Origin of the sequence: Qipengyuania zhejiangensis, assembly GCF_035607565.1 — a bacterium.
Classification (GTDB): domain Bacteria; phylum Pseudomonadota; class Alphaproteobacteria; order Sphingomonadales; family Sphingomonadaceae; genus Qipengyuania; species Qipengyuania zhejiangensis.
The window spans coordinates 138,991-165,393 of the sequence record NZ_JAYKGO010000001.1 but is presented as its reverse complement, the minus strand read 5'-3'; the positions used below and the strand labels follow the sequence as shown (position 1 = coordinate 165,393).

The 26,403-nt window shown below is 61.9% G+C and carries 22 protein-coding genes; 5 read left to right on the top strand and 17 right to left on the bottom strand.

Features of this window, described 5'->3' with window-relative positions; genetic code table 11:
- The first annotated feature begins 3 nt into the window (after positions 1–3).
- On the top strand, positions 4–1,524 hold the full coding sequence (locus VR863_RS00705; RefSeq protein ID WP_324826523.1) for a replicative DNA helicase: 1,521 nt from the start codon (positions 4–6) through the stop codon (positions 1,522–1,524).
- Position 1,525: 1 nt separating this feature from the next.
- On the opposite strand, the gene VR863_RS00700 is transcribed toward VR863_RS00705, so the two are convergent.
- On the bottom strand, positions 1,526–2,713 hold the full coding sequence (locus VR863_RS00700; RefSeq protein ID WP_324826522.1) for a phospholipase D-like domain-containing protein: 1,188 nt from the start codon (positions 2,711–2,713) through the stop codon (positions 1,526–1,528).
- Between the two features lie 109 nt (positions 2,714–2,822).
- Here VR863_RS00700 and rpoZ point away from each other — a divergent pair, with 109 nt between their 5' ends.
- Both rpoZ and VR863_RS00690 read left to right on the top strand, forming a co-directional pair.
- Positions 2,823–3,167 (top strand): DNA-directed RNA polymerase subunit omega, encoded by a 345-nt coding sequence (gene rpoZ / locus VR863_RS00695; protein WP_324826521.1) that lies wholly within the window; start codon positions 2,823–2,825, stop codon positions 3,165–3,167.
- Between the two features lie 107 nt (positions 3,168–3,274).
- Positions 3,275–4,363 carry a DUF3667 domain-containing protein gene (locus VR863_RS00690; RefSeq protein ID WP_324826520.1) on the top strand — a complete coding sequence of 363 codons (1,089 nt, stop codon included), beginning with the start codon at positions 3,275–3,277 and terminating at the stop codon, positions 4,361–4,363.
- A gap of 60 nt (positions 4,364–4,423) precedes the next feature.
- On the opposite strand, the gene ftsH is transcribed toward VR863_RS00690, so the two are convergent.
- From ftsH to VR863_RS00635, 11 genes are all read right to left on the bottom strand, one after another.
- Complete coding sequence (gene ftsH / locus VR863_RS00685; protein ID WP_324826519.1) at positions 4,424–6,388, bottom strand: ATP-dependent zinc metalloprotease FtsH; 1,965 nt, start codon at positions 6,386–6,388, stop codon at positions 4,424–4,426.
- An 82-nt stretch (positions 6,389–6,470) separates the two neighbouring features.
- A complete protein-coding gene (locus VR863_RS00680; RefSeq protein ID WP_324826518.1) occupies positions 6,471–7,445 on the bottom strand; it encodes a HupE/UreJ family protein in 975 nt (324 codons plus the stop codon).
- Positions 7,442–8,227 (bottom strand): peptidylprolyl isomerase, encoded by a 786-nt coding sequence (locus tag VR863_RS00675; RefSeq protein ID WP_324826517.1) that lies wholly within the window; start codon positions 8,225–8,227, stop codon positions 7,442–7,444. The genes VR863_RS00680 and VR863_RS00675 overlap by 4 nt, the downstream gene beginning before the upstream one ends.
- Positions 8,224–10,167: a DUF3604 domain-containing protein gene (locus VR863_RS00670; protein WP_324826516.1), complete on the bottom strand. Its 1,944-nt coding sequence runs from the start codon at positions 10,165–10,167 to the stop codon at positions 8,224–8,226. Before VR863_RS00670 ends, VR863_RS00675 begins: the two co-directional genes overlap by 4 nt.
- A gap of 57 nt (positions 10,168–10,224) precedes the next feature.
- Positions 10,225–10,839 carry an exopolysaccharide biosynthesis protein gene (locus VR863_RS00665; protein WP_324826514.1) on the bottom strand — a complete coding sequence of 205 codons (615 nt, stop codon included), beginning with the start codon at positions 10,837–10,839 and terminating at the stop codon, positions 10,225–10,227.
- A 60-nt stretch (positions 10,840–10,899) separates the two neighbouring features.
- Positions 10,900–11,352: a MaoC family dehydratase gene (locus VR863_RS00660; protein WP_324826513.1), complete on the bottom strand. Its 453-nt coding sequence runs from the start codon at positions 11,350–11,352 to the stop codon at positions 10,900–10,902.
- Positions 11,352–12,773 carry an aldehyde dehydrogenase family protein gene (locus VR863_RS00655; RefSeq protein WP_324826512.1) on the bottom strand — a complete coding sequence of 474 codons (1,422 nt, stop codon included), beginning with the start codon at positions 12,771–12,773 and terminating at the stop codon, positions 11,352–11,354. The genes VR863_RS00660 and VR863_RS00655 overlap by 1 nt, the downstream gene beginning before the upstream one ends.
- Positions 12,774–12,801: 28 nt before the next feature.
- Positions 12,802–13,890, bottom strand: coding sequence for a CaiB/BaiF CoA transferase family protein (locus VR863_RS00650; protein ID WP_324826511.1), 1,089 nt, complete (start codon positions 13,888–13,890; stop codon positions 12,802–12,804).
- An 82-nt stretch (positions 13,891–13,972) separates the two neighbouring features.
- The gene (locus VR863_RS00645) at positions 13,973–14,842 is read right to left on the bottom strand and encodes an HpcH/HpaI aldolase/citrate lyase family protein (RefSeq protein WP_324826510.1); all 870 of its coding nucleotides are present in this window, start codon (positions 14,840–14,842) and stop codon (positions 13,973–13,975) included.
- A 54-nt stretch (positions 14,843–14,896) separates the two neighbouring features.
- Complete coding sequence (locus VR863_RS00640) at positions 14,897–16,507, bottom strand: phytoene desaturase family protein (protein ID WP_324826509.1); 1,611 nt, start codon at positions 16,505–16,507, stop codon at positions 14,897–14,899.
- A gap of 20 nt (positions 16,508–16,527) precedes the next feature.
- Entirely contained in the window at positions 16,528–17,163 is a 636-nt protein-coding gene (locus VR863_RS00635; RefSeq protein ID WP_324826508.1) for an isochorismatase family protein, read from the bottom strand.
- A 113-nt stretch (positions 17,164–17,276) separates the two neighbouring features.
- On the opposite strand from VR863_RS00635, the gene moaA reads away from it, so the two are divergent.
- The gene (moaA, locus tag VR863_RS00630; RefSeq protein ID WP_324826507.1) at positions 17,277–18,314 is read left to right on the top strand and encodes a GTP 3',8-cyclase MoaA; all 1,038 of its coding nucleotides are present in this window, start codon (positions 17,277–17,279) and stop codon (positions 18,312–18,314) included.
- A 14-nt stretch (positions 18,315–18,328) separates the two neighbouring features.
- Complete coding sequence (locus tag VR863_RS00625) at positions 18,329–19,513, top strand: molybdopterin molybdotransferase MoeA (RefSeq protein WP_324826506.1); 1,185 nt, start codon at positions 18,329–18,331, stop codon at positions 19,511–19,513.
- Between the two features lie 258 nt (positions 19,514–19,771).
- On the opposite strand, the gene VR863_RS00620 is transcribed toward VR863_RS00625, so the two are convergent.
- The 5 genes from VR863_RS00620 to VR863_RS00600 all read right to left on the bottom strand — a co-directional run bounded on the left by VR863_RS00620 (position 19,772) and on the right by VR863_RS00600 (position 26,389).
- Positions 19,772–21,988 carry a copper-transporting P-type ATPase gene (locus tag VR863_RS00620; RefSeq protein WP_434784950.1) on the bottom strand — a complete coding sequence of 739 codons (2,217 nt, stop codon included), beginning with the start codon at positions 21,986–21,988 and terminating at the stop codon, positions 19,772–19,774.
- 7 nt (positions 21,989–21,995) lie between these two features.
- On the bottom strand, positions 21,996–23,309 hold the full coding sequence (gene hemN, locus VR863_RS00615) for an oxygen-independent coproporphyrinogen III oxidase (protein ID WP_324827541.1): 1,314 nt from the start codon (positions 23,307–23,309) through the stop codon (positions 21,996–21,998).
- A gap of 126 nt (positions 23,310–23,435) precedes the next feature.
- Entirely contained in the window at positions 23,436–24,209 is a 774-nt protein-coding gene (locus VR863_RS00610; RefSeq protein WP_137677632.1) for a Crp/Fnr family transcriptional regulator, read from the bottom strand.
- Positions 24,210–24,308: 99 nt separating this feature from the next.
- Complete coding sequence (locus VR863_RS00605; protein ID WP_324826505.1) at positions 24,309–25,034, bottom strand: Crp/Fnr family transcriptional regulator; 726 nt, start codon at positions 25,032–25,034, stop codon at positions 24,309–24,311.
- Positions 25,035–25,180: 146 nt separating this feature from the next.
- Entirely contained in the window at positions 25,181–26,389 is a 1,209-nt protein-coding gene (locus tag VR863_RS00600) for an NnrS family protein (RefSeq protein ID WP_324826504.1), read from the bottom strand.
- Positions 26,390–26,403: the final 14 nt, after the last annotated feature.

The following is a 26,403-nucleotide window of genomic DNA, read 5'->3' as shown; positions in this document are numbered from 1 at the left end:
CGGATGGCTGACAGCGACCTTTTGATCCGTTCCGATGATTCGACCCCGGCAAAGCAGGTGCAGGGCACGGTCCTGCCGGCAAACCTGGAAGCAGAGGCCGCGTTCCTGGGCGCCGTCCTGATCGACAACAAGGTCATCGAGGAACTGCAAACCGCGCTGATCCCGGCGCATTTTCACGAACCCGTTCACCAGCGTATCTACGAACGCATCCTCAAGCTTCTGGATCGCAATTCGGTCGCCACCCCGGTCACGCTGAAGCCCTATTTCGAAAGCGACGAGGCGCTCAAGCAGCTCGGCGGCACGACCTATCTGGCGCAGCTGACCGCTGATGGCCAAGGTCTGCTGCACCCGCGCCAGCTTGCCGAACAGATTTACGATCTTGCGCTGCTGCGCGAGCTGGTGACCGTGGGCCGCAATCTTGTCGAAGGCGCGCTCGACACTTCCGAAGAAGTCGCGCCGCTGCAGAAGATCGAACAGGCCGAAGCCGATCTCTACCGCGTTGCCGAAGGCGCCACGACCGGAAACGAAGCCCAAAGCTTCCGCACCGCGGCGTTCGGCGCGCTCGAGGTGGTCCAGGCCGCGATGAATTCAGGCGGGCGTTTCTCGGGCAAGACCACGGGCCTCGATACGATCAACGACAAGACGTCGGGCCTCCACAATTCCGACCTCGTGATCCTCGCCGGGCGTCCGGCCATGGGCAAGACCTCGCTCGCCACGAATATCGCGTTCAACGCCGCCCGCCGGTTGATGGACGATGCCAAGGCCGGGATCGAACCGTCCAATTCGCCCGGTGCGGGCGTGGCCTTCTTCAGCCTGGAAATGAGCGCGGACCAGCTGGCGACGCGTATCCTTGCCGAACAGGCCGAAATTTCGAGCGAGAAGCTGCGTTCGGGCAAGCTGAGCCGCGACGAATTCCAGCGGTTGAGCTTCGCCAGCCAGGAACTCAACGATCTGCCGCTGTATATCGACGACACGCCGGCGTTGACGATCGGCGCGCTTCGCACCCGTGCGCGCCGGCTCAAGCGGCGTCACGATATCGGCGTGGTGATTGTCGACTATCTGCAGCTCTTGCAGGGATCGGGCCGCGCAAGCGACAACCGCGTGAACGAAATTTCGGAAATCAGCCGCGGTTTGAAAACGCTGGCCAAGGAATTGCACGTCCCGGTGATCGCTCTCTCGCAGCTGAGCCGAGCGGTCGAACAGCGCGAGGACAAGCGCCCGCAATTGTCCGACCTGCGCGAGTCCGGCTCGATCGAGCAGGACGCCGACATGGTGTGGTTCATCTATCGCGCCGAATATTACCACAACGCCTCCAAGCCCGACACGCCGGACGGCAGTTCCAGCGAAGACGTGCGGATGAAATACGCCGAATGGGAGGCCAAGCATCTCGAGCTGGTCAACAAGGCCACGCTGATCGTGGCCAAGCAGCGCCATGGCTCGACGGGCAACGTGCCGCTGTTGTTCCACAGCGAGTTCACCAAATTCTCGAGCCCCGACGTGCGGCACTACGAGGATTACGAGTAGATCAGATACCCAGGTTGAGCCGGCGCGTGACCGTGTAGTCGATCACCGACACCAGCACCCACCCCATCCACCAGCGAAACCGGTTCCACAGCGTCCTGCGCGACCGGTGGAGTTCGGGCGTGATTTCTTCCGATACCGCGATGTGGCGACCGATGAAGTCGCGCATCGTTTCGGCAAGATCCGCATCTTCGATCCGCAGCATGATCTCGAGGTTGAGATACAGGCTGCGCATGTCGAAATTGGCGCTGCCCAGATAGACCGTGTCGTCCACCACCAGCAGCTTTGTGTGCAATTTGCAGGGCGAGAATTCCCAGATGCGGGCACCGCGTTTCAGCAGGTAGGAATAGAGCGAGCGGGTGGCGCCCAAGGTGGCGCCGTTATCGCTCTTCGCGGCCATCAACAGGCGCGTCTGCCCCTTCCTGGCGACACGCGCGATGCGCCTGAGGAGCGTGTAGGGCGGCGAAAAATAGGCCATGAAAATATCCAGCCGTTCGCACTCCAGAAGGTCGCGCGTGACGCTTCGGGCCCAGCTCGACAGCCCGCGCGTCGGGCCGCCAACCAGCCAGCGCGCCTTGCCATCGTCCGACTTCCATTCCCACTGCGCCACGGTGTTGCGGATCGCCCGGAAATGCGCATCCTTGTCATCGGTCCAGTCGGCCAGCTTTTCGAACCAGTCGACAAGGCCGTCGACCGCATCGCCTTCCAGCGCGATGGCCAGATCGTTCCAGCCGTTGTTTTCCGGCGGGGCGAAGTAATCGTTCTCGATGTTGAACCCGCCGAACATGGCGCGTGCGCCATCGGCGATCACCATTTTCTGGTGGTTGCGGATCAGATACCGCAGGCCGATCCGCGGGCTGAAACAGAAATGCCGCCCCCCCGCATCGACCAGCGGCTGGAGAAACGCATCGGAAGCCGAAGCGCCGAAACGGTCGATGATCAGCGTTACCGCGACGCCGCGCTGGGCCGCGGCGACCATCGCATCGCGCAGTTCGGCCCCGATTTCATCCTCGGCAAATATATAGAAGCAGACATCAAGCCGTTCCTTCGCGGACGCCACGATGTCCATCAGGGCCGCACGGCGATCCGCGCCTGCGGGGTAGAAGGTCAGGGACTGGCCTTGCGCCTCGACGCTGAACGGCGGCGGATCGCAATAGACGGCGTTTTCCTGGCAGGCTTGTAGATCACCCATTACGGCGACCTTAGCGGCACCCGTCGTCGGCGCAAATCCTTGACTGTGGCGCCATGCCCGCCTATCTGCGGCTCCTTTCCAGAATCACCCAGATGACCGGAGTGCCCGAATGGCGCGCGTTACCGTTGAAGATTGCGTAGACAAGATTCCCAACCGTTTCGACCTCGTATTGCTGGCTGCCCAGCGTGCGCGGGAAATTTCCGGTGGGGCCGAACTGACCGTCGATCGCGATCGTGACAAGAACCCCGTCGTCGCCCTGCGCGAGATCGCCGAACAGACGATCAAGCCCAAGGAACTGCTCGAAGCGGCAGTCACCAATCTGCAGAAAATCCTGCCCGACGACGACGATGAAATGGATGATGTCGGTTCGCTCAGCCAGTCGGCCGAAGCGCTGCGTATCACCGCATCGGCACCCACCCGGTCCACGTCGATCGGTGGCGATTACGACGGCTAAGCCGCTCGTTTCCTTGTGAAACCGTTGAAAAGGCCGCCCACCGGGCGGCCTTTTGCGTTGCAGCGCCCTGTCACGCGGCATAATCTTGCCGCCAGCAGGAGGGGCTTATGAGCGAATTTGGCGAAGCGATCGGGACCGCGGCGGAAGGCGGGCTGTTCGCGCGCGCTTTCGGCAACGGCAAGCCCCGCTCCCCCGGTGAAACACCCCTCGACAAGGGCCATTTCGCCGAACACAACTGCCTTAATTGCGGGACCGCCCTTGTCGGCGCGCACTGCCACGAATGCGGGCAGATGGCACACCTTCACCGCACACTGGGCGCCTTCGTGCACGATCTGCTGCACGGCGCCCTTCACCTCGATGGCAAGACCTGGCGCACGCTGCCCAAACTGATCTTCAAGCCGGGCGAACTGACCCGGCGTTACATCGAAGGCGAGCGGGCGCGATTTGTCAGCCCGATGGCGCTGTTCCTCTTTTCGATCTTCCTGATGTTCGCGGTGTTTCAGGCGCTTGGTGTCAGCGCGCCGACCGATATCAAGGCCGATACGCCGGTCGAGGTGAAGAACACGCTCGACAAGGCAAAGGTGGATGCGGGCGCAGAGCTTTCCGCCGCCAAATCCAGGCTCGATGCGATGGCGCCGGACGATCCGGGCCGTGCCGATGCCGAAAAGAAAGTGGCCGATCTCGAGGCGACGCAAAACGCCCTCGAGACGACCGAAGCCTACGCATTTGGGCGCGATGTAGACACCGCGATCGAAAACGGATCAGGCATTGCCTTTATCGATAACGGCGTCCGCAAGTGGCGCGAAAATCCGGGCCTCATGCTCTATAAATTGCAGGCCAACAGCTACAAGTTCAGCTGGCTGCTGATCCCGCTGTCGGTCCCCTTCATGTGGTTGCTGTTTATCTGGAAGCGCCGCTTTCGCGCATACGATCATGCGATCTTCGTCACCTATTCGATCGCGTTCATGTCGTTGCTGTTCGTCCTGATATCGATCCTGGTGAAAGTCGGTGCTCCCGAATGGCTGTGGGGCCTGGCCATCGTGTTCGCGCCGCCGATCCATCTCTACAAGCAGTTGCGGGGCGCCTACGGTCTCGGACGGTTCTCGGCCACATGGCGCCTGCTGGTGCTGTCGGTCTTCATCATCCTCATCCTGTTGCTGTTCCTTCAGCTTCTGCTGGCGCTGGGCACAGTCTGACCGATACGAAAAGGGCGCCCCGCGAGGGACGCCCTTTCTGTTTCTGCCTCGTTTGCGGTGTCAGGCGCCCTGAGGTGCCGCCCCGCCTTCGCCGCCGAATTTCTTGCCCGCCTTGGGCACGGCTGCGCCAGCCAGAGGCTTGATTGCGACCGGCCCCTTGGGAACATCGGGCCGATCGATCGTGCCATCCCGCATGAGATGGTCGATTTCTTCGCCGGTCAGGGTTTCGTATTCCAGCAAGGCTTGGGCGAGCAGGTGGAGCTTGTCCTCCTGATCCGTCAGGATGTCGGTCGCGCGCTTGAGCCCACCTTCGACAAGGCCCTTGATCTCCGCGTCGATCAGCTTGTTGGTTTCCGCGCCGCCCATCGTGCGCGCGGTCTGGCCCATGCCGAGATAGCCTTCCTGGCTTGCTTCGTACTGAAGCGGGCCGAGCTTGTCCGACATGCCCCACTTGGTGACCATGTTGCGGGCGAGGTCGGTGGCATACTGAATGTCGCCCGATGCCCCGCTCGACACCTTGTCGTGACCGAAGATGATTTCTTCCGCCACGCGTCCGCCCATCGCAACCGCGAGGTTGGCGTGCATCTTGTCACGATGGTACGAATAATTGTCGCGTTCCGGCAGGCGCATGACCATGCCCAGCGCCCGACCGCGCGGGATGATCGTGGCCTTGTGGATGGGGTCCGATGCCGGCTCGTTGATGCTGACCAGCGCGTGGCCCGCTTCGTGATAGGCGGTCATCTTCTTCTCGTCCTCGGTCATGACCATGGATCGGCGTTCCGCGCCCATCATGACCTTGTCCTTGGCGTCTTCGAATTCCTGCATCGCCACCAGGCGCTTGTTGCGCCGAGCAGCCAGCAGCGCGGCTTCGTTGCAAAGGTTCGCAAGGTCCGCGCCCGAGAAGCCCGGTGTGCCGCGCGCAATGGTGCGCGGGTTCACGTCGGGTGCCAGCGGCAGCTTCTTCATGTGGACGGCAAGGATCTTCTCGCGCCCGTCGATGTCAGGCACGGGCACCACGACCTGGCGGTCGAAGCGGCCCGGGCGAAGCAGCGCAGGGTCGAGCACATCGGGGCGGTTGGTCGCCGCGATGATGATGATGCCTTCGTTGGCTTCGAAGCCGTCCATTTCGACCAGCAGCTGGTTCAGCGTCTGCTCGCGCTCGTCGTTCGAATTGCCGAGGCCGTGGCCGCGATGGCGGCCCACTGCGTCGATTTCGTCGATGAAGACGATGCACGGTGCGTTTTTCTTGGCCTGTTCGAACATGTCGCGCACACGGCTCGCGCCGACGCCGACGAACATTTCCACGAAGTCCGAACCCGAGATGGTGAAGAAGGGGACCCCTGCCTCGCCCGCGATTGCGCGGGCAAGCAAGGTCTTGCCGGTACCGGGGCTGCCGACCAGCAGCGCGCCCTTGGGTATCTGGCCGCCCAGCTTGGAGAACCGCTGCGGGTCCTTCAGGAATTCGACGATTTCCTCCAGTTCCTCGCGCGCTTCGTCGATCCCGGCAACGTCATCGAAAGTGACCTTGCCCTGACGTTCGGTAAGCAGTTTGGCCTTGGATTTTCCGAAACCCATCGCCCCGCCTGCACCGCCGCCCTTCTGCACTTGGCGCAGCGCGAAAAAGGCCACGCCAAGGATGAGCAGGAACGGCAGGGTCTGGATCAGGATATAGAGCAGGACATTGCCTTCGTCCGCTTCGACACCCGAATACTGGACACCGTTTTCTTCGAGCAATTGCGGCAGGGAAACATCGTTGGCCACGGGCACGGTCGAGAACACCTCGCCGTTCTTCATCTCGCCTGCGATGCTCTTTTCCGAAATTTCGACCGACTTGACCGAGCCTTCGGCCACCTTGTTGCGGAAATCGGAATAGAGGATCTGTGCGCCAGCCGTCTGGTTGCTGCCGCCGAAAACGGAGACAACCATCAGGAGCGCAAGGAAAATGCCGCCCCAGATCATCAGGCTTTTCACCCAGGGGTTCGGGCCGTTGCCCTCGGGCTCGGGTGGCGTGTTCTGCTCGCTCATGCGCGTGGAGTCCTTTCGTTAGGCGTAATGTAGGTTCGCACGAGTGAATGGCAAGTTGACTGCGGGTACGGAATTTTCGCTTTCAGGCAGCGATCCGCTCGATCAGCCAGTAGGCGCCCGCCGTCCCGATGGCGTAGGATGCCACGCGGAGCGCCGCAGCTTCGCGGTGCGGGGCAATCCGGACAAGTGCGCGGCGGAGCGCCAGGACTATGGCGATCACGAACAACTGCCCGGCTTCCACGCCGAGGTTGAAGCTGATGAGGGCGGCCGGAACTTCGCCTTCCGGCAGCCCGATTTCGCGCAACGCCCCGGCAAAGCCGAACCCGTGAAGCAGCCCGAAGATGAAAGCGACCAGCCACGGCAGACGCCGGGCAAGCGTTTCGCGCGTTCCCTTGGCAATTTCCACCGCGAGGAAGACGATGCTGAGTGCGATCAGCACCTCCACCGGTCGCTGCGGCAATCCCGCAAAGCCCAGCGTGACCGCGGCAAGGGTCAGCGAATGCGCCACCGTAAAGGCCGTGGCCGCTTTCACGACCGGCCATGGCCGCGCCACGAGCAGGACCAAGGCGATAACGAACAGCAGGTGATCCCACCCGGCGAGGATGTGGTCGACGCCAATGACGAAATAGCTACGCCAGACCTGTGCCGCCGACGGGATAGCGGTGATAGCCGCGTGCGGTTGCGCCGCGGTAAGGCGGTGGATCTGGACGGGCCGTCCAAGCGGCGCGACGCGCACGATGGCATCGGCCTGGCCGGCAAGCGCAGGCCAGGCGATAGACTGGCCCGAAACGTCCCCGCTGCACCTGACCGTTGCGCTGCCGATGATCGCCAACGCCGCCATTTCGCGCCGGGGCTCCCCCTCGATGCGGCAGATATCCGGTAGCTGCGGCATGGCACGCCGGTTGTCGGCAGGGCCCGACAGCGGCTGTTTCCAACCGATCTGCCATGTCTGCGCATCTGTCTGGACGAACTGGATCGACGTCGGCCGCAATTCGTCCGCCAGAGCCGGGGCGGCCAGGCAAAGCGCCATCAAGACGGCAAGCAGCCGGGCGATCATTCGCGTTTGACCGTGTAGGCATCGCGCAGCACCTGATAAGCCTGCTCGCGCCGTTCAGCGATGGTTGCATTGCGCCAGTCGGCCTCTACCTCGGCGCGGACGCTCTCCAGCGCGGGAACGCTTCCGGGCGTGCGCGCGGTCAACCGCACGAGATGCCAGCCGAAGCCAGACGGGATCGGGCCTTGCCATTGCGGTTGCGGCTGAAGACCCGCCAGTTCGACCGCGAACTGCTGGCCGAAGATCTCGCGTATTTCGCGTAGCGGCATTTGCGATACGCTCGGCGGGAGGCTTATCGGAAATCCGCGCGGACTGCCCTTGGCCAGCGCGGTGCGCGCGGCGGCTTCGCTTGCATACCACAGCTGGCTCAGGCTTGCCGTTCCCCCGTCGGCAAAGCGATCGCGGTGCGCGTCCAGCCAATCCTGCAAGGTTGCATCGGACACGGCGTCCGTCTCGGCGCTGGCGGTGGCCAGTTCTTCCATTTTGGTCGACAGACGGCGCCGCACAACCGGATCATCGGAATCCAGACCGAGGCGCAGCGCTTCGCGGTACAGGACTTCCTCGCGAACCCAGCGGTCAACCAGCCCGTCCATCTCGGCGTCGGTCGGCGCACGGCCCAGCGTCCGTTCGAAGCCGAGGGCAATGCCGGCCTGACCTTCCTTCGTCAGCGCAATCGTGCGGTCGGCCGGATCCACCGGATTGCCAAGCCAGCCCAGCGCGGCATAGATGGCCACACCGGCGATCAGGAAATGGACGAGCGGCTCATGCAGCCAGCGTCGGATCACGTTTCCTCCATGATCATCGGCGCATCGCCAACCTGTTTCCTCGCCGCAGGGCGCAGCCACACGGGCGAGCTGTAGGCGCGTTCCTGCGCGACACTGGCGTCAATCACCTCCTGCGGCAGGTCGAGGCCGAACCGTTTGGCATCGAACAGTACCCAGCGCGGGGTCGGGATTTCGATCACGCGGACGTAGTAGAACGCACGCTGTCCGGCCCGATAATCGGGATCGGTCCATGTCGCGCGCAATTGGGCAGCACCGATGGTGTTTTCGTAGGTCGCCTCGGCGCGGTTTACGGTGTCGCCGACCGGCGGGACCTTTGCGCCCACGCGTTTGCGGGTACCGTCCATGTCGGACCAGGCGACATCATAAATCCGTTCCTGGGCGACACCCTTGGCATCGACCCAGCCCTTTACCACCTGCACCCGATCGAGGTTTGCCCCATCGGGATCCTTCAGCGCACTGATCAGGAACACCGGCGCCTTGCCGCTGTCCACCAGATCGCCGCCCATCGGCACACCGCGGCTGTATCCGGAACGAACCCAATCGCCGCCCCAGTCATTTTCGGTGAAATCGAAACCGGCGAACAGGCGCAGCACCATGCGCGGACCCGTGGTGGCATAGACTTCGCGGCGGTTGAACGCATCGAAGATTTCGGCGCGCGTGTTGCCTCTCGCCCAGGCGGCGGCATATCCGCCGGCAAGATAGTGCCAGCCGAACCGGCCAACCCTGGTTCCAAGGTTCTGCGGTTCCATCGCCCGCCCTGCACGCGGTTCGTTGCCGGTGTGCTTGCCGAAGAAATTGTTTTCGTCGCCAGTGGCAAGCGCAGTGTGGCTATCAGTCGAGCCGACCAGCCCGAAGGCATACGGGTTCACGCCCATCTGCGCTTCCAGCGTCAGGCCGCGCAGCAGGGCAGAGCGAACGTAGGAACCGGCGCGCATCGCATCCGTGCTCTTATGGGTCAGCGGCAAATTGCCGATATCCCAGCCCTGAACCCCGAAACCGGCAAATTCGTCATTGGGCGAAAGGAAGGGGTGGGTTTCGCTGTCCCCCTTGATCTGCGTCGCTTCGACCACCGGCTCGCGCGCAGCACGGCGGCTGGCGTAGGCTTGCGTCATCGGGCCGCCGTCCGGACCGGTCATCTCGAACATCGCGCCGTTGGACAGGTTGGAATTGTGGGGGATGGCCAACACGTTTCCGCCGGTGCTCTCCTCATAGGCGTCCATGTAATCCCACAGGCCTTCGACGTCGTTTTCCAGCCCGGGATAAGGCAGCACCTGCCCGGTCTTGGCGCTGCCGTCCCTAAACATCACCACACGGTGAAGATTGTTGCCGTCGGGCATCAGCGACCATTCGAAGCCGGCCAATGCGGTGAATTTGCCCGGCTGGTTGTACCGGTCGAGCAGGGCGACATGGTTGTCCCACAGTTCACGATTGGCCTTGGCCTGTTGTTCCGGATCACGCAGCGCTTCGGGGATTTCGTTGTTCGCGGCTGCCGTAATCAATTCGCCGACCGCGCGCTGCGATTGCCGGGGGCTTTCGTGCATCATGTCGTACCATCGGCGCAGCGTCGGATCGCGCACCAGCATGCGCGGTGCATCGTACAGGCGCCGTGTGGCCCCCATCGCGTCCGAATGGTCCGAGATGACCAGGAAATCGAGAGGGCGATCGAGCTGGGCCTCCATCCCCGTGGTCGCGATGACCTGTTCGCCCCGCGCGAACTTCAGCGCATCTTCAGGGCCAAGGCGGACGCCAAATCCGAAGGCATCGATCGAAACGTCGGTGTGAAGATGGGTGTCGCCCCAATATGGGCGGTCGGGAAATTCGGCGAGTTCGATGGTTTGTGTGCCGTCGCCGCTCTGTTCGGCCGTCGCGGTTCCGCCGATGCCCATGTCGCAGGCCGACAGCATTCCGCAGGCCAGCAGCAGGCCTAGTCCCTTGCGCATCGCATCCTCCCCCGATTGCACTTTGCAACCGAATTCTGCGCCCGCTTGCTGCACGCGTCAACCGGTGAACGCGTTGGCCATGTCCGAATTGAAAAGCATGTACCCGCCCGCCGCGCTCGCTGCGATGGTAAAGATAAGCGAGGCCAGCACCATACCCCCGTCACGAACCGTCAGGGCAAGACCGAGGATGGCAATCGCCAGCATCGGGATCGAGCTGGCAAAGGGAAGGAATTCCAGCGGGGGCACAGTGCAGCACAGCATCAGGATGGCAATCGCCACGATCTTGATGGCCGGCCCTTGCGTCAGGGCTTCCAGGCGCCCTTCGCTGTGCCGGTCCATGAAGGCACCCACGCCGCGCAGCTTGGTCACCGCCTTGTGCAGATTTTTGCCCGTCACTGCGCGGCGCTGGATGAAATCGGGCATCCAGACGTGTTCCTTGCCAACCAGTAACTGGGCCGCCACCAGCGCCACGATCAGGGCAAGGAACGTGGGCACCCCGGGGATGCCGCCAATGGGGGAAAGTTCCATGAGCGCGGGCAGCATGATGAACGGGCCGAAACTGCGTCCGCCGAAATCGTCCAGCACATCCGCGATGCATACGTTCTCGCGGGCCGCTGCAAGCTCGTCGAGCTCGCCCAGCACTTCACCGACGCTTTCCGGTTGCTTTTGCATGACACGGGCCCTTTCCCTGGCACCTGAACGTTCAGGGCAAGGAAAAGGGTCCGCGCAGCATCAATCGCCCTTTTTGCCAAGCAGGGCGGTGCGTTCGCAGCGGCAAACAACTTCGCCGCGCTGGTTGATCGCTTCGTGCTGGAAGGTGACGATCCCGGCATCGGGACGGGACTTGCTTTCGCGCAAGCCCACAACCTCGCTGGTGGCATGGAGTGTGTCACCGATGAAGACGGGCTTCGGCATCGCCAGCTTGTCATAACCAAGGTTGGCCACCAGCGTACCCAGCGTGGTGTCCCCCACGCTCAGCCCCACCATCAGCGCGAAGGTGAAGGTGCCGTTGACCAGTATCTGCCCGAACTCGCTTGCCTTTGCGGCTTCGATATCGAGGTGCAGCGGCTGCGGATTATGGGTCATGGTCGTGAACAGCAGGTTGTCCGTCTCGGTGACGGTGCGCCGGATCTCGTGGGTGATCCGGTCGCCAACCTGCCATTCGTCGAAATGACGACCCGCCATCAGGCGTCGTATCCCATCACCGCCTTGACCTCGAGGAATTCGTGGAAACCGAACTCGCCCCATTCGCGGCCATTGCCCGACTTCTTGTAGCCGCCGAAGGCAGCGTTCATGTCATAGCCGTTGTTGATCGCAACGCGGCCCGCGCGGATGCGCTTTGCCAGGCTCTTGGCGGTCTCGATGTCCTCGCCCATGATATGACTGGCGAGACCGTATTCGGTATCGTTGGCGATGCGGATGGCGTCATCGTAATCGTCGTAGCCAAGGATGCAGAGCACGGGGCCGAAGATTTCCTCGCGCGCGATGGTCATGTCGTTTGTGACATCGGCAAAGACGGTCGGCTTGACGTAATGGCCCACATCCAGCCCTTCGGGCTTACCCGGGCCGCCTGCAACCAGCGTAGCGCCTTCTTCGATGCCGGTTTCGATCAGGCCCTGGATCTTGTCCCACTGGGCCTTGGACACGACCGGACCGATCGTTGCGTTGCCCTTGGGATCGCCGGGGATGACGCTGTCGGCGGCTTCCTTGGCGGCGGCCTTGGCTTCTTCCATGCGGGCATGGGGAACCAGCATCCGGCTGGGTGCCGTGCAGGTCTGGCCCGAATTACCCATCATGCCGGTGGTGCCGCGTGCGACCGAACGGGTGAACGCGCTGTCATCCAGAATGATGTTGGGGCTCTTTCCGCCCAATTCCTGCGCCACGCGCTTGACCGTCGGCGCCGCGTTGGCCGCAATCGCGATGCCTGCGCGGGTCGAACCGGTGAAACTCACCATGTCGATGTCTTCATGACCGGAAATCGCGGTGCCGACACCCGGACCGTCCCCGTTGATGAGGTTGTAGACGCCTGCGGGAACGCCCGCGGCGTGCATGATCTCGGTGAAGATCGCTGCATCGAAGGGGGCGATTTCGGACGGCTTGAGGATCATCGTGTTGCCGGTCGCAAGCGCGGGGAAGACCTTGCAGGCGATCTGGTTCAGCGGCCAGTTCCACGGAGTGATCATCCCGACCACGCCGATGGGCTCGTAAAGGTGCAGCGTGGGGCCGTCCTGCTTTTCGAATTCGAAACGCTCAAGGATTCCGATTGCGGTTGCCAGATGCCCCGAAAGCAGGCCGGTGTGCGGCCCGCTGGCAAGGCTCATCGGCGCGCCCATTTCGTCGCTTACCGCGCGGGCGAGGTCTTCCTTGCGCTTGTCGATCTCGGCCAGGATCGAACGCATCAGGTCCAGCCGCTCGGCCTTGCTCGAAAACTGCCAGCTCTCGAACGCGCGCCGCGCGGCGATCACCGCCTTGTCGACATCAGCTGCGCTGCCGATGGAAATATGGCCGATCGTTTCTTCGGTCGCGGGGTTTTCGACGGCCACGGTGTTCGGGGTGACCGGGTCGACCCACTGGCCGTCGATATAAAACTGGGTGTATTCGTACATGGGGCGTCTCTCCTTATGGAAAGCGCCTCTAGCCTTCCTTTGCCCAACGCTCAACGATCTCGGCACCGTCCTCGCTCGCATCGCGGATTGTCGACGGTGTCCGGTCGAAGCGCGGTGCGGGTGCCGTGTGCCAGTGACCATCGCGTTCGACGAAGGCGCTGCGGGCCTTCATATGCGGGTGATCCTTGGCCCCGTCGAGCGATACGACCGGGGCGAAGCAGGCGTCCGTACCCTCGAGAAGTTCGCACCATTCGGCCTGTGTGCGCGTGGCGAACAACGCCGCCATGTCATCGGCATAGCTGTCCCAGTTGGCCGGGTTCATCTGCCCTTCGCGCAGGCTATCGGGCGCATCGGCGCGCTGGAGAAGTTCGGCGTAGAACTGCGGTTCGATTGCGCCGACGCTGATTTCCTTGCCATCCTTGCAGGCATAGCAGCGATAGAAATGTGCCGCCCCGCCCAGCAGGCCAGTGCCGCGTTCGGTGGTGCGCAGGGCGTTTTTCGGCTGACCGGAGAAAAAGCTCATCAGGCTGGTCACGCCATCGACGATGGCGGCATCGACGACCTGACCCTTTCCGCTGCGTTCGCGTTCCAGCAGGGCGGCAAGGATGCCGAGCGCGCAATACATCGAGCCCCCACCGAAATCGCCGACCAGGTTCTGCGGCGGAATCGGCAGTTCGCCCTTCTTTCCGATCGCGTCGAGCGCGCCGGTTATGGCGATATAGTTGAGGTCGTGCCCGGCAGCCTGCGCCAGCGGGCCGTCCTGTCCCCAGCCGGTCATCCGGCCATAGACGAGGCGCGGGTTCGCAGCGAGGAGCACGTCTGGCCCCAGCCCCAGCCGCTCCATCACACCGGGCCGGAAGCCTTCGATCACGACATCGGCATTGGCCAGGGCGTCCAGACAGAACTGGCGCCCGTCGTCGCTCTTGAGGTCAACGGCAACGCGGTGCCGCGCACGTTCGACAACGGGGTTCATCGGCTGATACCCCTGCCGTTCGATCCGCACGATCTCGGCGCCCATGTCTGCCAACAGCATGGCCACGTGCGGCCCCGGCCCGATGCCCTGAAATTCCACCACCTTGATTCCGGTAAGTGGGCCGTTGCTTGCGTTGTCGGTCATGCGCGTTCTCTCCCTTGCGTTGGCCCCTGCATGCCAAGCCATGCGATGGGTTGCAATTAAGAACGCGATTCAAATGGCTTTGCTAGCCGCCTTCGACCTGTGCCAGCAGTTGCCGCGCCCGCGAAAGATGCGGACGATCCAGCATCCCGCCCTTCCACCCGATCGTGCCCGCATCCGGATTGGCATCGAACAGCGCAACGATTTCGCGCGCCTCGGCGATTTCTTCCTCGGCAGGCGTGAAGGCGTCGTTGATGACATCGACTTGCGCCGGATGGATCGCCAGCATGCCGCGAAAGCCCGACCGGCGCACCGCTTGCGCGCGGGTGCCCAGTCCTTCAGTGTCGCGGAAATCCGCCTGGATCGTCTCGATCGCTGGCACACCTGCCGTCGCTGCGCCGAGCAGGCACAGGCTGCGCGCCAGTTCATAGGTGAAGGTGAAGCTGCCATCGGGGTTGCGATTACTGGCGGCGCCGATCGAATCGGCAAGGTCTTCTGCACCCCATGTCAGCGCGACCAGTCGCGGCGCGCCTTTGAAATCGCCTGCGTGGAACATGCATTCGGCGACTTCGGTCAGCAAGACGATGACCGGTGTCGAACCGATGTCGATGCCGTTCGCCGCTTCCAGCGCCGAAAGGTATTTATCCAGCGCCTCCACGTCCTGCCGACCGTAAGCCTTGGGCAGCATGATGCCCCCCGGCCGCCCCGGCATGACAGCAGCAAGATCGTGCAGCGTATAAGGCCCGTCCAACGGGTTCACGCGCACGAAGATACGCTCGCGCTTGTCGGGATGCGCATCGAGGAACGCGCGGATCATGCGCCGCGCTTCGGGCTTGTTCGCGGTCGCCACGGCGTCCTCGAGGTCGAAGATCACCACATCTGCCGATCCATCGACAGCCTTGCCCATCTTCTTTTCGCTGTCGCCCGGGGCGAACAGCCATGACCGCATTTTCATTGCCAAGCCTCTTTCCTGCCGTGCGCATGTCCGCACACCTTTTGACGCCGGTTTTCAAGCCGTGGCCGAAAACCGCCCCCATTTGCCGCCATCGGCTATTACTTCGCGGGCGCAATTATGGCCCGGCGCGCCGGTCACTCCGCCGCCCGGATGCGTACCGGCGCCGCACATGTAGAGCCCCTTTACCGGCCCGCGGTAGGCCCCGTTCCCCAACACCGGCCGCGCCGACCAAAGCTGGTCGAGGCTCATGTGCCCGTGGAATATATCGCCGCCCACAAGCCCAAACTTGCGATAGAGGCCTTTCGGGCTGAGGACCTGGGTTCCAAGTATCGAAGCGCGGAAACCCGGCGCGTGCGCCTCCACCGTGTCGATGATCGTATCGGCAGCCCTGCCCTCCTCTTCGTCCCAGTCCCTGCCGTCGGCAAGTTCGGGGGCGAACTGTTGGCAAAACAGGCTGGCGACGTGCTGCCCTGCGGGGGCGAGACTGTCGTCCACGGTGCTGGGGATCAGCATTTCCACGATCGGCGCTTTCGACCAGCCGTGCAATTTTGCATCGATGTAGGCCCGGTCCATGTAATCCAGCGTCGGCGCGATGATGATGCCGGATCGATGATGTTCGCCCGGTTCGGGGTGCGCGGTAAAACGCGGCAGTTCGCTCAGCGCCACATTCATGCGGAACGTCCCGCCGCCTGCCTTGAAGCCGCGCATCCGGCGGCGAAAATCCGCCGGCTGATGGCTCTGGTCGAGCATTTTCCCATAGAGCAGCTTTGGTCCGACATTGGCGATGACGCGCGTTGCCGCGATCTCTTCGCCGCTTTCGAGCCGTACGCCCACAGCGACATCGCCATCCACCAGAACCTCGTCGACCGGACTCTCCAGACTGATTTCGACGCCGTTCTGCCGGCAGACTTCGCCCATGATCCGCGTGATCGTACCCATGCCGCCGACCACGTGACCCCACGAACCCTTGTTGCCGTTCACTTCGCCGAAGACATGGTGCAGCAGCACATAGGCGCTGCCTGGCGTGTCGGGGCTGGCGTAATTACCGACAACGGCATCGAAGCCGAAGGCCGCCTTGACCGCTTCGCTTTCGAACCAGCTGTCGAGGAAGCTGCGCGCCGACTTGGTGAACAGGTCCAGCACGTTGCGCTTGGTCTCAAGATCGAGGCGCGACAGCCCCCAGCCCTGCGCCGCTCCTGCCAGAAGCGTGCGCAACCCTTCGCCAACGTTGGGCGGGCTTTTCAGGGCCAGATCCCGCAGCACACCCGCCACACCTTCGAGCGCGTCGTAATAGGCGGGAAGTATCTCGGCATCGTGGGCACTGAAACGGCGAAATTCCGCCTGGGTGCGCTCCAGCCCGCCACCCAGCTTGAGATAGCCGCCGTCTTCCTGCGGCATGAAATTGGAAATTGGCCGCTCGATCACACGATAGCCGTGGTCTTCGAGGCCCATGTCGGCGATGACCCTGGGTTGCAGCAGGCTGACGGTGTAACTCGCCACCGAATTGCGGAAGCCGGGGTGGAATTCCTCGGTCACTGCAGCGCCGCCCACCACATCGCGCCGCTCCACGATGCGGACCTTCAGCCCGGCCTTCGCAAGGTAGAACGCGCACACCAGCCCATTGTGGCCTGCCCCGATTATCACCGCATCATAGCGCTTCGTCATATTATGTCCCTGATACCGCTTCAGCGGTCTGCGGCCAACGAGCCGAGGAATGCGATGATCTGTGTTTCGGAAACGACATCTGCGTATTTGGCGTTCATGTCGAACAGGTTGGCTTCGTGCGGTCCCGGGTGACGATCGCCCACCGCATCGCGGACCACGGTGGTGATGAAGCCGTGCGACATGGCGTCCACGCAGCTGGCCCTGACACACCCGCTGGTCGTCAGACCCGTGAGGATGACCTGATCGACACCCAGGCTGGTCAGGGTGGACGAAAGCGATGTGCCGAAGAACGCGCTGGGATATTGTTTGGAAACGACCAGTTCGTCCTCGCGCGGCACCAGCCCGGCGGGCCAGCCGCCCATCGGATTGCCGCTCAGGAAATTGTGCAGCGGGCTCGCTTTTTCGAAGAACCGCCCGCCATCCAGCGCCTTGGGGTGATAGACGACGTTGGTCAGGATAACCGGCGCGCCCGCAGCGTGCGCGGCGGCGCGAACGCGAAGGGCACTCTGCAACACATCCCCGACGTTGGCGTAAAGTTCGCAGTCAGGCTCGAAATAAGCCTGCACGAAATCGACCAGCACCAGTGCTGGATTACGCCCGAAGCCGGCCTTGCCGTCATACGCTCCTGCGTAATTGTCCGCGGCGTCCGAAGCCATGCTGCTCCCACCCCCTAGATCGTGAAACCGGCGGCACGCTTAACAGCCGATTTGCGGGGCGACCAGTGGCTGGCTGTGGCCACATCGTTTCGGGTGGTTTATCAGGCCCGAAGATGGATCAGCCCGCCCCCCTTCCCCGCGCCCCAACGGACAGTCGGGAAAGCGGCGCCGCAAAGCTGCAGGATGCGTTCGGGCGACGGTTTGAATATCTGCGCCTTTCGCTTACCCAGCGGTGCAATTTTCGCTGCACCTATTGCCTGCCGAACGGATATCGCAAGCCAGCCGGATGTGCGCCTGAACTCACCCCTGACGAAATCGGTCGCGCGGTTCGGGCCTTCGCCGATCTGGGTCTGTGGAAATTGCGCCTGACCGGCGGCGAACCCACGGTGAGGGCCGATTTCGACGCGATCGCCCGCCAGGTCGCCGCCGTACCGGGCATCCGGCGGGTGGCGATGACCACCAACGGATACCGTCTGGCGCAGCGGGCTAGCGACTGGCGCAGCGCGGGGATCGATGCGGTCAACGTCAGCGTGGATACGCTCGACCCGCACGCCTTCGCGCAGATCACCGGACACGACCGGCTCGATGAAGTGGTTGCCGGGATCGACGCGGCACTGGCTGCCGAATACGCCGCCGTAAAGGTCAACAGCGTGTTGATGGACCAGATCGATGAAGGCGCGTGGGATCGCATACTGGCCTTTGTTCAGCATCGCGATGTGTCATGGCGCTTCATCGAACTGATGCGCACGAACGATAACGCACGCTTTTTCGAAACCACCCACACGCCCGCCGATGCGCTTCGCCAACGACTGGAGCATGGCGGCTGGACTGCCCTTGCACGCCGCAGCGGGGCCGGTCCGGCTGTCGAATACGCGCACCCTGCGTCACGCGGGCGCATCGGTATCATCGCCCCATATTCGCCCGGGTTCTGCGACAGTTGCAATCGCCTGCGCCTGTCGAGCACGGGCAAGCTGCACCTTTGCCTGTTCGGTGAAGCGGGCATCGACTTGCGACCTTTGCTGCAATCGGACGCACAGCGGGACGAGCTGGTGGCGCGTATCCTGTCGTCAATGCCGGGCAAGGCTCAGGGACATCGCCTGCACGATGGCGATAGCGGCGCCACCCCGCACCTGGCTTCCATCGGCGGCTAGAGGGAACGCCCGCCTTGATCTCCTTCGATGATGCGATCGGCCTTCTGGCCAAGGCGGTCAGCCCGCTTGGCACGGAAACCGTCACCTTGGCCGATGCCGCCGACCGGTTTCTGGCGGCCCCGCTTGTGGCGCGCGCTAATGCTCCGCGCCGCGCGGTTTCGTCGATGGATGGTTACGCCGTCGCTGCGGATACGACCTATCCCGACCGCTGGATCGACGTGGTGTGCGAAGCACGCGCCGGTGCGCCGGCATCGCGCCGCCTGGGTCCGGGAGAAGCCGCGCGAATTTTCACCGGCGCTGCGCTGCCCGATGGCGCCGATCTCGTAATCATGCAGGAATACGCCGACCGCCAGGGCGAACGCGTGCGCTTTCGCCCTGGCTACGGCCCCGATACCCATGTCCGCGCCGCGGGGAGCGACTTTCGGGTCGGCGACATTCTGGTTCCTGCCGGAACGCGTCTGGGGCCGCGGGCCATGGTCACCGCGGCCGCTGCCGATAGGGCGCATCTGGACGTTTATCGCCGCCCGACCGTGGCAATCATCGCCACCGGCGACGAACTTGCCGAGCCCGGAACCTCATCGGACACGCCCGACACGCTCCCTGAATCGGCGAGTTATGGCGTTGCCGCCCTGTGTGTCCGAATGGGCGGCGTCGTAGTGGCGCGAATGCGCGGCCGCGACTGCCTGGACGAATTGGCCTCGTTGGCCGCGCGGGCGCTGGAAATGGCGGATTGCGTGGTGGTAATTGGCGGTGCGTCGGTGGGCGACCGCGATTTCGCGCGCCCCATGTTTGCCAAGACCGCAACGGAGCTCGCCTTTGCAGGAGTTGCGATCAAGCCAGGTAAACCCGTCTGGTTGGGAAAGGCGAAAGGGTCACTGATCCTCGGGCTGCCCGGCAATCCGACCTCCGCCATGGTGACGGCGCGCCTGTTCCTCCAGCCGGCCCTCACACGCCTGCAGGGAGGTGATCCGGCAACCGACCTTGCGTTTCAGGCGATGCCGCTGGCCCAGGCGCTGCCCGCCACCGGCCCGCGCGAGACATTCGTTCGCGCCTCAGCAGGGCCGCACGGGCTGCAACCGGTCGGCAATCAGGAAAGCGGCGCACAAGCCCCCCTGCTCGCGGCAGACTGGCTGATCCGCTGTCCGCCAGGACAGCCAGCCATGCAGACAGGCCACCACGCGGCCGCGCTAACGTTCTAAACGCAGCCGTTTTTTCTGTATTCAGGAGAAACTTTGGTGCCAGAAGAGGCATCGCATAGCTGGAATAACCAACTGATATGACGACGATATTCTCTGGGGTGAATAAAAAAGGCCCACAAAAAGGCCCACAGCGCCTACTAAGTGACTGGTTCGATGCCCTTTTTAGGACTCGAATCGTTGTGTTTTCGACGCCCCCCACGACAAACTGGAGGCTTGCACCCGATAGAACCACACGACCGTGAATAGATCTGTGACTGCTCAGATTGGATGGTTTCTTAACCTCAGCGAATTGGTCACGACCGAGACCGACGACGCGCTCATGGCGAAGGCCGCCAACATCGGGCTGATGAGGATGCCGAAAAACGGATATAGCACGCCGGCAGCGATTGGTACGCCTATTCCATTATAGACAATGGCGAAGAACAGATTTTGCCGGATGTTGCGCATGGTTGCGCGCGCTAGCCTCCGCGCGCGAACGATCCCATCAAGATTGCCTTTGACGAGAGTAATTCCGGCGCTCTCGATTGCCACATCAGCTCCGGTCCCCATTGCGATGCCGACATTCGCTTGCGCCAGTGCGGGGGCGTCATTCACCCCATCGCCCGCCATCGCGACTCGCCGACCCTCGCCTTGTAGTTCGCGAATAATCCGCGCCTTGTCTTCGGGTAGCACGTCGGCTCGGATTTCATCGATCCCGAGTTTTGCCGCAACTGCCCGCGCGGTGCGCTCATTGTCGCCGGTCGCCATTATGATACGAAAGCCCAAACTACGAAGGTCCCTGAGCGCGGTTGGTGACGTCTTCTTGATCGGATCGGCGACGCTGAGGAGACCAGCCATTTCGCCTGAGACCAAGACGAACATCACCGTTTCGCCTTCATCGCGGCGAGCGTCCGCTGCATCTGCAAGCACCGGTGGCTCGATTCCAAGGTCTTGCAATAGCTTGAGATTGCCCAAAGCCACAGACCTGCCATCGACCTCTCCCAGTACCCCCTTGCCGGTGACCGCTTCGAAATTCTTGGCTGACCCAAGGACAATGCCGCGTGCTTTGGCGCCTTCGACGATGGCTTCGGCAAGCGGGTGTTCCGATCCTCGCTCTAGAGTCGCGGCCAGCCGTAGAATGTCGTTTTCACGATAGCCCTCGCTAGGGAGTACCGCGACCAGGCGCGGTTTGCCATGGGTCAACGTCCCGGTCTTATCGACAAGCAGTGTATCGACAGTCGCGAAGCGTTCGAGCGCTTCGGCATTCTTAATCAGCACTCCCGCCTGTGCGCCGCGCCCGGTTGCCGTCATCACCGACATCGGCGTTGCCAGTCCGAGCGCACAGGGACAGGCGATAATCAGGACTGATACAGCCGTGATCAGTGCATGGGAAAAGGCTGGCGGCGGCCCCCAGATTGCCCAGGCTATGAAAGCACACACCGCAATGCCAATGACCGCCGGAACGAACCATCCGGCAACTCTGTCGGCATATCTCTGGATCGGCGCGCGCGATCTCTGGGCTGCGGCGACCATCTCGACGATCTGACTTAGCATCGTGTCGGCGCCAACGCGCCGCGCCTCAATTACCAGGCTGCCTGTACCATTGATTGTAGCGCCCGTGACCATATCGCCGGTCTGCTTTTCGACTGGAAACGGCTCGCCCGATAGCATGCTTTCGTCAAGCGAAGAGTGGCCTTCGACCACGATCCCGTCGATTGGAATCTTCTCGCCCGGGCGAACACGAACAAGGTCGCCGATTGTGACCCGGTCGAGCGCGACATCTTCTTCGCTGCCATCCGCTCGCACAATCCGTGCTGTTTTCGCAGCGAGATCAAGCAGCGCTCGGATCGCCTTGCTCGTTCCTTCGCGCGCCCGTAGTTCCATAATTTGTCCAAGTAAGACCAGCACCACGATCACCGCGGCAGCCTCGAAATAGACAGGGACAATACCGTGTGTGTCGCGGAAGCTTGCTGGGAAAATTTCCGGGGCAATGACCGCAGCAATGCTGAACAGCCAGGATGCGGCAACGCCCATCGCGATCAGCGAGAACATGTTGAGGTTCCAAGATAGAAACGATTTCCAGCCGCGCTCAAGGAAAGGCCAGCCGCAATACCAGACCACAGGAGTTGCCAAGGCAAGCTCAACCCATTGGCCCGTGCGATGCCCTAGCGCTTCGCGGATCGCACCAAGTCCGATCATCGGACCCATGGCGAGAAGCAGGACCGGAAGCGTTAGGATCGCACCCACCCAGAACCGGCGCGCGAAATCATTCAGTTCCGGATTGGGTTCATGAAGCGCCATAGCCGCGCTCTGCGGTTCAAGCGCCATACCGCAAAAGGGGCATGGGCCAGGTGCGGCCTGTCTTACATCAGGATGCATTGGACACGTGTAAACCGCGCCTGCGCAGCCTTCGGAAATCGCATCGTATCGGGCGCTGCTTTGAGGCGTTTCAGCGCAACCCTTATGCTTTTCATGGTGGCAGTGCTGATCGCTCACCGTTCGATTAAACCGCCGAACTGAAACGGCCGGGCGGGTGATCGAGATAGGGATCGAACAAGGCCGCAATCGCCCGTGAGTATGGAAGCCCATGAGGTGTTATTGAGATGGCACCCTCTTCACAGCACGCGAGACCTCGCTCAAGAAATGGCATCAAAAACGGCATTACCTGGGCTTCAGTTTCCGAGGATATCTGAGCCTTCCCCGAACACAGGAGTTGCTCGATTACCTGGCCCCGAGTGCGGTCATCCGTTGATCTGGACCTACCTCGCACGGTGGCTAGACGGCCATCCGATGCTAGCATACGGTATCGGCCGCTATTCTTCTCGTTCTGGGCGAGCAGGGTCTCGAATGAACTGATCGCCGATGCACCCAAGCCTATCAAGGCGCGCGCATTGTCATCGGTGAAGCCTTGGAAATTACGCCGGAGAGTTCCCGCTTGAGCAGCATTTGCAAGCGGATCGTCTTCCGAGCGTGCGAAATGGTCAAACCCGATGGCACGAAAGCCGTTGGAGCAAAGATAGGTGAACCCGATTTGCGCCATTTCGAAACGCGCGGCCCGGTCAGGCATGAAGCGGGCATCGACCGCGCGTTGCCGCGGCACCAAATTCGGCATGTGCGCATAACCAAACAGGGCAATTCGGTCGGCACCGAACGCCACTGCCCGCTGCAAGCTTTCGGACAGATCATCGTTGGATTGCTGCGGCAACCCGTACATCAAGTCAAAGTTGAGCGATGACACGCCAGCGTTGCGCAAAAGGTCGGTCGTTTCGGCTATCAATGTCTCAGATTGGACCCGCCCTATCGCTTCCTGGCAATGCGGCGCGAAGGTCTGAACGCCAAGGCTTGCGCGATCGATCTCAAGCGCTCTTATGACCTCGGCCCATTCACGAGACATCGTGCGTGGATCAAGTTCGATGGAGAAAACGGGATCAGAGATCCCGAAGCGGATGATCAGATCATCGACGAGGCGGACAAAATCCGTGGGTGCGAGCGCATTGGGACTACCGCCGCCAAATGCAATTCGGCGCACCTGCGAGTCCGAAGGGAGCAAGCGCGAGACCGTCTCGATCTCACGATGCAGCGCTTCGAGATATGATTCCAGTCTGTGCCGACGTCCTGCAGCGCCCGTGTTACAACCACAGTAATGGCAGATCTTTTCACAAAAAGGGATATGCACGTAGAGCGAGACGTCTCCGGACGTGCTCTCAATCGCAGTGCTGTAATCGCCTGCGTCGATCGCCTCGAACTCGGCTGCAGTCGGAAAGCTGGTGTAGCGCGGGACAGGCTGTTCGAGCAATTCGGGATGGTAAGGCCACATGGCCAACGGATGCGCTCTCCCTTTTCGGAAGTCCTTGATCTGTATCAAATCATACGACGCGCCGGTCGCAACTTCCAAACACCAAGGCAATGCAGAGCATTTCCACGTGCCGGGTCGGCGTCGCTCTCAGCTCAAGCCGGAGAGATGACCTGCCTCTTGCTTGAGCGCGGCAAGATCAAGGATTTTGACCTGCGATCTCCCAGAAGTGGATACGAGGCCCGCATTTCGCAGTTCCGTCATTTGGCGGCTTACGGTTTCGATCGTAAGACCAATATTGTCGCCGATATCACGACGAGACATGGGAAGGTCGAGCAGGGCTCCATTTGAGAACGGAGCTCCGATACGCTCCGCCATACTGACCAGGAACGTCGCGACCCGCTCCCGCGCAGTCTTTTGCCCAAGAGCAAGAGATTTTTCGCGACAACGACTGAGGGCGCGCAGCAGGTGACTCAGGAAATTGTTGTTGAGGGTCTTGTCGCTTTGAGCCAGACGAATGAATTCCGTGGCCGGAAAGGCGACAAGCTCGCAGTCCTTCAGGGCGCAGAGATTATAGGCATGCGTTTCTCGTGCGGGCACGTAGATGAAGTCGTCCTTGAAGTAGAACCCCATCACCTGAGTGCGTCCGGCTGACGCACTGGCTATGAGCTTGACCGCACCCTCAACGACAAGAACCACCTGGCTGGCGCTGTTATCAGTTACTCGAGAGTCTCCGGAGCGAGCGCCGACATATCTGGTAAGCGCCTGCAGACGAAGATGCGTTGCTTCGTTAGCGCCAAGAGAAGCCACAGGTGCTGTCGCTCCCGTGAAAACGATCGAAGTCGGCGAGGCCGCAGCTGATTGCTTTGCATGCATCAGCGAAATCTGGATGATCAACGAGGCGACGTCATTGATTTCGGTCAAACCGAACGTTTCGTATTCGGTCTCGTGGAAGCACCGGTTGGTGCGGGGGTCCGAAACTTATAACACGGCCAGCTTGCTTCTCAGCTGGCCTGGGCCAGACTAACCCCCTCGTTCTGCGAGAGCCTTCAACGAATTGATTGTCAGTTCGCGTCGGCCTGGAAGACCGATCAACCCATCATTCTTCAGCTTGGTCATGTGCCGACTAACCGTCTCAATCGTGAGGCCAAGAACGTCAGCCATTTGCTGGCGGGAAAGAGGTAAGGTCAGCGATCGCTCATCACCCAGTTCCGCCTCTTCGCAGTTTGCAGGAATGAGCCTTTCTGCCGTCTCGACAAGATAGGTGGCCAATTTCTGCTCGGCATTCATTCGCCCCAGCAGCACCATCCAGCGCCGCGTGCGATCCAATTCGGCCAGCGTCCGCTCGAGGAGCTTGTGCTCAAGCCTGGGGTGTTCTCGGGCAAACCTGTCGAAATCGGTGCGCCGAAATACACAGACCTGCGCATCGGTAATCGCCTCGACGCCATAGGGTGTGGTCTCACCGAAGGGGCGACCTAGGAAGTCCGACGGATAGACCATCCCAAGGATTTGTTCTCTTCCATCCGCCGTCTGCGTCGAAAGCTTGAGGACGCCTTCCACCACATTGGCGACGATGATCGCGTCATCGCCTTCCCAAAGTAACTGTTCACCTGCTTGAAGCCGTTTTCGCCGACCGATTGCGTTCAGCAATCCTAATTCATCCTCGTCGAGGTCAGCACAGATCGCACGGTTGCGAACAGCACAAGCCTGGCAGAAGTTTAATGATGGCTCGATTTCGAGAGAATCCATATTGTTGGAATAGCGCGTTTAATTAGGCTCGCCAAGCCAAAGAGGGTTTTGGCCCGGAAACAACCAAGAGAAACTCTGAGATCTGTCACCCACCGCTTACCAAAAGGGGGTGGCAGCCTGTGAGCCATGCATTCGTGACTGGACAGCTATTTCCCCAGAGCCCCTTTTCTCGGCGAATTGAGTATCGGGCCAAAGACAACCAGGAAGAGCCCGAATGCTCCTAGCCACCCAAAGCCCGCAACAACAAGAAGAACAAAGGACTGCCCAATTTGCAGCCCGGCCACGACGCGAGCAATAGCAGCTAGGGTGATCAACACGCATGCCGATGCGATGGCCAAGTTAAAACTCGGTTCGCGCGCTGTCATTGCAAGCGACGTGCGGCTCATGACGCCAAGTATCATCGTCGCCATCGCCCCTGTCGAAAGCGCATGAATTGCAGGGCTCTCGCTGATCCATCCGAATTGCGCGGCTCCGAGGAGGAGCAGGCCGAGTGCGAGCCAACAATATCCCAGGTGAAGAACAAATACCGGTAGGCAAGGCAAACAGCGCCAGCCCTGCCACCTGGCCAACCGCGCGAAGTTGGCAAGGCCCGCGAGCATCAGCAGGGTTCCGGATGCGCCGCTTGCGCGAGCAAGAATCCAGATGAGCAAGCCGCCAATCGTGACGGCCATGACAATGGCGTCTGTCAGGCCCGGCTGGGTCGGAGTGGGGTCCAGCCTGACTTGCTTCAGCAAACAATTGTGCGTGAAGCTGGGAATAAGCCGCCCTCCGATCAGCATGACAAGAGCAGTGACGAGAGCTATTCCCGCTCGCCACCCCAGGCCCGCGCTATCGATCCATTTTGCGATCTCCATCCGATCAAGAATGTCGGCAAAACCAAACGCCGCAATAAACATGCAAATCGTGAGACTTCGTTTGCGACCGTGGGTCTTTTCGCGCCCGATCAGAAAAGAGAGAAAAAGGTAGAACCCTCCATCGAGAGCAATAAGGGCCGCACTCGTATCCGCCAGGCCAAACGGGAGAACCCGCCCTACACACCAGAAGAAAAATAGCGTTGCAAGCGGCCATCCAGCGATGGGCAAGCGTCCGGTCCAGTTGGGCGCGGACGTTAGCGCAAAGCCAGTGATTGCCGCTCCGACAAATCCGAACAGCATCTCGTGGCGATGCCACGCCAGTGCGTCAGACACGAAACCGCCAGGGATTTGTCCAAGTAGATATCCCAGCCAGAGGCTCATGGCGAAGACAGCCCAAAACGCAGCGCCGAGAAAGAACGGGCGAAAGGCCCCTCGGAAAATCGTTGGTCCGCTTTCCATACGACGCCGCCGCAATGCGAGGCGCTCCGCGTTGCTCCGCATTCGCTTAACTCTCC